The 5,382-nt window shown below is 36.9% G+C and carries 7 protein-coding genes; 1 reads left to right on the forward strand and 6 read right to left on the reverse strand.

From position 1 onward, the window contains the following. From lepB to AC22ZQ_RS12230, 6 genes are all read right to left on the reverse strand, one after another. Window positions 1-969: signal peptidase I (gene lepB, locus AC22ZQ_RS12205; RefSeq protein ID WP_318959049.1), on the reverse strand; the 969-nt coding region annotated here is incomplete at its 3' end. A 3-nt stretch (window positions 970-972) separates the two neighbouring features. Further along, window positions 973-1,692: a 4-hydroxy-tetrahydrodipicolinate reductase gene (gene dapB, locus AC22ZQ_RS12210; RefSeq protein WP_318959050.1), complete on the reverse strand. Its 720-nt coding sequence runs from the start codon at window positions 1,690-1,692 to the stop codon at window positions 973-975. Between the two features lie 84 nt (window positions 1,693-1,776). Continuing rightward, window positions 1,777-2,343 (reverse strand): DUF5683 domain-containing protein, encoded by a 567-nt coding sequence (locus AC22ZQ_RS12215; protein ID WP_318959051.1) that lies wholly within the window; start codon window positions 2,341-2,343, stop codon window positions 1,777-1,779. Between the two features lies 1 nt (window position 2,344). Continuing rightward, window positions 2,345-3,247 (reverse strand): ParB/RepB/Spo0J family partition protein, encoded by a 903-nt coding sequence (locus tag AC22ZQ_RS12220; protein ID WP_318959052.1) that lies wholly within the window; start codon window positions 3,245-3,247, stop codon window positions 2,345-2,347. After that, a complete protein-coding gene (locus tag AC22ZQ_RS12225; protein ID WP_318959053.1) occupies window positions 3,237-4,049 on the reverse strand; it encodes a ParA family protein in 813 nt (270 codons plus the stop codon). The genes AC22ZQ_RS12220 and AC22ZQ_RS12225 overlap by 11 nt, the downstream gene beginning before the upstream one ends. A 101-nt stretch (window positions 4,050-4,150) precedes the next feature. Next, window positions 4,151-4,477, reverse strand: coding sequence for a DUF3276 family protein (locus AC22ZQ_RS12230; protein ID WP_318959054.1), 327 nt, complete (start codon window positions 4,475-4,477; stop codon window positions 4,151-4,153). A gap of 352 nt (window positions 4,478-4,829) precedes the next feature. On the opposite strand from AC22ZQ_RS12230, the gene AC22ZQ_RS12235 reads away from it, so the two are divergent. Further along, window positions 4,830-5,382 (forward strand): M15 family metallopeptidase (locus AC22ZQ_RS12235; RefSeq protein WP_318959055.1); only part of this gene is annotated, 553 nt, incomplete at its 3' end.

The raw sequence follows: 5,382 nt of genomic DNA on the forward strand, positions 1-5,382 counted from the left end.
AATAGTTGAATCGTTAAAAATGCGTTCTCTTAGCTTGTTTTTTAATTCGTTTACCTTTCTAAAGTTGCTTTCATTTGCCAATTGGAATTGGTGTTGTGCTTCTCCGATTACTAATCCATGGTAGTCGTGTCCCATTAAACCGTAAGGCATACGAGGGTCGTAAACGGCAGTATCTCCAGAAGGGTAGTTGAATACCACAACATCATACCTGTTAACATCCGTAAATCCTGGTAAACGTGTATAGTCTAGTTTTTCAATACCTACGTAAGATTTAATGTTTAAGTAAGGGATGAAGTTGTGCACCAAAGGGAAACTCACTGGAGTAACCGGTACCTTAGGTCCATAAGCTAATTTGTTTACAAATAAGAAATCTCCCACCAATAAGGTTTTTTCCATAGATCCCGTTGGGATTTGGAAAGGTTCAAAGACGTAGGTTCTAATACCAGATGCAGCGATAAGTGCAAATAACACGGTATCTCCCCATTCTTTAATACGAGATTTTTTTGATTTCTTTTTACTTTGAACAGCTCCTAATGTATAAGCTAAAATGTGTCCTATAATAGGAAGCGATAAGAAGAGAACAATGTGGTCTCCTGCTGTTCTTTCGGCAACTTGCTTTGCGTTTTCCCAATCCGTGGTGTAGTTTGCTTTTGCATTTTCATCACTAGAGATTTGGAACATCGGAACAAATGGAAAGAAGATACCAAGTAGGGTGTCTACCGCTGATACTTTTCCAAATTTTCTAATGAGAGATACGTTGATGACCATCCACATAAAAATATGGATTCCCGGTATGATTAGAAATAAAGACCACCACCAAGGTTGACCTGAGATTTTGTTTGCAATAGCGTAGTTGTAACCGGGTACAAATGCTTCCCAAGTTTGTCTACCCGCTTTTTTGAAGATTTTTGGCCACATTGCCAAAATTGGGTAGACGATGAAAAATAGGTAAAAATATAAAGCTGACATAGTTTAGAAATTTAGCACATCTTGCATTGTGAATACTCCTTTTTTATCGTGTATCCATTCTGCAGCAACCACAGCTCCTAATGCGAATCCTTTGCGGTTGTGTGCTTCGTGTTTTATAGTAATCGTATCGATTTCTGATTTATAATTGATAATGTGTGTGCCTGGTACTTCAGGTTCTCTGAGAGCGGTAATGTTAATACCATTATCCACGGCTTCTTCATTGTTTTCTTTACAGAAATGAGCTGAGTAATTATCGTGGTTGGCAATGATTTGTTCTGCTAGCGTGATGGCTGTACCACTAGGAGCATCTAGTTTTTGCATGTGATGAACCTCCGTCATATCACAAGCGTATGCTTCTTGTTTATTCATGATTTTGGCTAAGTACTCATTGACTTTAAAGAAAATATTTACACCGATACTGAAATTACTTGAATGTAATAATGCACCTTCTTTATCGGCAACTTTTTCTCCAACACTTTCCAAAGCATGATTCCAACCCGTAGTCCCAACAACTGTTGGAATGCCTGCATCAAGAAGAAGGTCAATGTTATTTAAGACTGTAGCGGGAATACTGAATTCTATGGCTGCATCAATGTTTTTCAATTGATCTGGAGTGATGGGATTTTTTGAAGTTGATCTTAGAACAATTTCATGTCCGCGCTCTACAGCAATTTCTTCAATTGCTTTCCCCATTTTTCCGTATCCTACTAGTGCTATTCTCATGTGATTTCTTCTTTGTAGAATTGATTGTTTTACAATTCTAATCGCGTAGCAAAAATAAGAGAAAGTAGGTATTTTCAGCCTTTTTTAACGAAAATTAAAGGCTAAACTAAGGCCGTAACTTGAGTTGTTAAGTAGGGTTGGTCTTAAATTTAACGAAAGGTCTGGACTCACGTCAAAATTTACAAAATGTGCTTCAACGCCTGCGTCTAAAACATTGAGTCCCCAAACAATTACAAATGCTGCAATACTCAGGTCTCTGTTTCTTTTTGCGAAATTGTATTCAGTGATCAAAGCTCCTTGATCTAAAGGAATGTACTCTGGAAATTTAAAGCTTCCTGGATTATCGAGTCTATGGTAGTATTCAAGTCGGGTTCTATCCACCTCTAAACTGTTGGTGTAAATAGAGTAGGCTGCTAATCCTAAACCTGCGTAGATTATAGGTACTTTGATAAAAGCATAGCGTTTACCCTTTGGTTTTGCGAAGTGATTGTAGAACTGTCCAGCTCCGGGTACAATAGCGCTAAATTTCATGGCTTTGCTCGGAGAATGGATGGTGTCTTTAAGGGGAAGAGGCTCAGCAATGGTGTCGTTATTTTGACACCACGCTAAACTTCCAATGAGTATAAATAGTATGAGAAGAGGTGTTCTCAATTTATTTGTTTAAGATTTCAATGATTCGATTCAAATCTGTTTCAGAATTGAAGTTGATCACCAATTTACCACTTCCTTGTGGTGTCTTTTTAATTTCAACTTTGGCAGCAACCTTGTCACCAAAATGAGATCTAAAATCGTTTTGAATTTGACTGATAGGAGCAGCGTCTACTTTTGGTGCTGGTTTAGCTTTTTCAACATCACCTTCTCCTTTGATAAGACTTTCTAATGCTCTAACAGATAAGCCTTCTTCTATAATTGCGTAGAATAAGTCAATTTGCGTTCCTTCATCACCCGCTGAAACTAAAGCTCTGGCGTGTCCCATAGAAATAAGGTTGTCTCTTACTCCTTTTTGAACCAAAGCCGGAAGTTTTAACAAGCGTAAATGGTTGGTAATAGAAGATCTACTTTTTGCAATTTTCTGACTCAATTGTTCCTGCGTTAGATCACATTCGTCTAACAAACGTTGGTAAGATAAAGCAACTTCAATGGCATTTAAATCTTCACGTTGAATGTTTTCAACCAAGGCCATTTCCAGCATGGTCTGATCGTTCGCGACTCTAATGTAAGCAGGAACTTCCGTTAAACCTGCAAGCTGAGAAGCTCTAAATCTACGCTCTCCAGAAATCAACTGATATTTATCCCTCCCTAATTTTCTTACTGTTAAGGGTTGGATAATACCGTGCTCTCCGATAGACTTGCTTAATTCGTTAAGGGCATCTTCCTCGAAGTGTGTTCTCGGGTTAAATGGATTGGCTTCTATGCTAGAAATTGGTAGCATAGCAATCGCTCCTAATACCGATTTGTCTGAAATGTCTGATGAAGTTATATCTGTTGCTGAACTTTGCAACAAGGCCCCTAGTCCTTTTCCTAAGGGTGGTTTTTTATTTGCTTTAGAGCTCATTTCCAAGTGTGATTTTTTTATCGTCTTCGTTTACTTTCGTCGCGTTATTACGTTGTAATAATTCTCGTGCAAAGTTAAGATAGTTTATAGAACCTTTACTAGTAGCATCGTGCATTACTATGGTTTCTCCAAAACTTGGAGCTTCTCCTAACTTTGTATTCCTGTGAATTACAGTATCAAAAACTAATTCTTGAAAATGTGTTTTTACTTCGTCTACAACTTGGTTGGCCAAACGTAAACGCGTATCGTACATGGTTAATAAAATACCTTCAATTTCTAAATCAGTATTTAATCTTCCTTGAACTATTTTAATTGTATTCAATAATTTACCCAATCCTTCTAATGCAAAGTATTCACATTGCACAGGAATCATAACTGAGTCAGCTGCAGTAAGTGCATTTAATGTGATTAACCCTAAAGAAGGTGAACAGTCTATGATGATAAAATCGTAATCGTCTTTAACCTTTTCTAAGGCCAAACGCATCATGTGCTCACGATTAGGCATATTGATCATTTCTAACTCAGCACCCACTAAATCGATGTGAGAAGCTATGATGTCTAAATTTGGATTTTGTGTTTGCATGATTACATCTCTTGGATGTGTTTCATTCACCAAACAGTCGTAAATATTTTTATTGTTTTTTGGATCAAAACCTAAACCAGAAGTAGCATTGGCCTGTGGGTCGGCGTCAACTATCAATGTTTTATATTCTAGCACTCCTAAACACCCCGCAGCATTAATGGCTGTGGTTGTTTTTCCTACTCCTCCTTTTTGATTAGCTATCGCAATAATTTTACCCATAGTGTTTTATTTTCAAGGTAAAGATAATTCTAAACCTCGATTCAAATTAAGAATTCTCTCCTTTATTTTTCCTTATGACAATGTTGATTTATTGTTGATATCTATAAATCATCAAAACTCACAGTGCTGTACGCTTCTTTCTCTTCTTCCTCAATTTTGTAAGGACCAGAAGATTTTAATTCTGCAATTTTTTCAATAACCTCCTGGAGTCCATCGCTGAATTTTTCAAAATCTTCTTTGTACAAAAAGATTTTGTGTTTTTGAAAACTCATACGTCCATTAACCATGGATTTTTTGCTTTCTGTAAGCGTTAAATAAAGGTCATTACCTCTAGTTGATTTAATATCAAAGAAATACGTTCTTTTTCCGGCTCTTACGACCTTAGAATATACCTCTTCATTGCGTTCATTGCGGTTTGTTTCATCCATAGACTGCTGGTTTTGCTTCCCAACAAATATTGAAATTAATTTTATGAAATGCAACCCGTTGTAAGTTCAACTTTGGAATGGTGAATTGGAGCTCGGATAAGTGACTTTACTACTGTTTTAGAGCGCTACCGTTCGTTCTGATCTTGTTTGTGAACATCTTTATTCAATTCGATTTTTTACAGATTAATCTATGGTATAATCTGGAAGTTAGATGTTTAGCGTTTTTATGCAAGGGGAGAGGAAGAAAAACGAAAAAACTAAAAAGAAAAGAGCGTCTGTCATTTTCTTCTAATTTCGTGGAACTTGGTGCTTGAATAAGTCGTAATGTAGTTATTCATCTGAAAGATTTTTTATGAAATATTATCAATTAATTGGCTTTTGTTTAATGTTAATGGCTTGCGGAGAAAAAAAGAACCCGATCAAAAAGGTTCAAGCTTTGCCAGTAGACACAATAATTCAAACCCCTATCAGAGATTCATCAAAGAGGAACCTTGAAGAAGGAAAAGTTGAAATGGATACACTAGAACAGAAGATAGTGGATGCAGGCCTCGTTGATGTTCAAACGTATCACTCCGGTATTTGGGTGGATTTGAAATACAGCACTACAGATAACTTTCTTTCTAAAGATTTATATGGATCTTTAACCAAAGCCTATCTTCAAAAGGATTTAGCAGAGCGTTTGGCTGTAGTTCAGGATAGTTTAACTGCTATGGATAGTTCATTACACTTGTTGGTTTATGATGCCGTACGTCCACGAAGTGTTCAATGGGAAATGTGGAGAGCTATGGATAGTTTGCCAGTAGCTGAACGTGTGAAATTTGTTTCTAATCCAAGAAATGGAAGTGTTCACAACTATGGCTGTGCCGTAGATTTAACAATATGTAATGCCGATACCATCCCCTTGG

It is taken from the genome of Lishizhenia sp., from assembly GCF_057456495.1.

Excerpts from the sequence above, each read along its gene's own strand:
- AC22ZQ_RS12230 (WP_318959054.1), bottom strand. The coding sequence starts at position 4,477 with ATGGATGAAACAAACCGCAATGAACGCAATGAAGAGGTATATTCTAAG.
- dapB (WP_318959050.1), bottom strand. The coding sequence starts at position 1,692 with ATGAGAATAGCACTAGTAGGATACGGAAAAATGGGGAAAGCAATTGAA.
- AC22ZQ_RS12220 (WP_318959052.1), bottom strand. The coding sequence starts at position 3,247 with ATGAGCTCTAAAGCAAATAAAAAACCACCCTTAGGAAAAGGACTAGGG.
- AC22ZQ_RS12225 (WP_318959053.1), bottom strand. The coding sequence starts at position 4,049 with ATGGGTAAAATTATTGCGATAGCTAATCAAAAAGGAGGAGTAGGAAAA.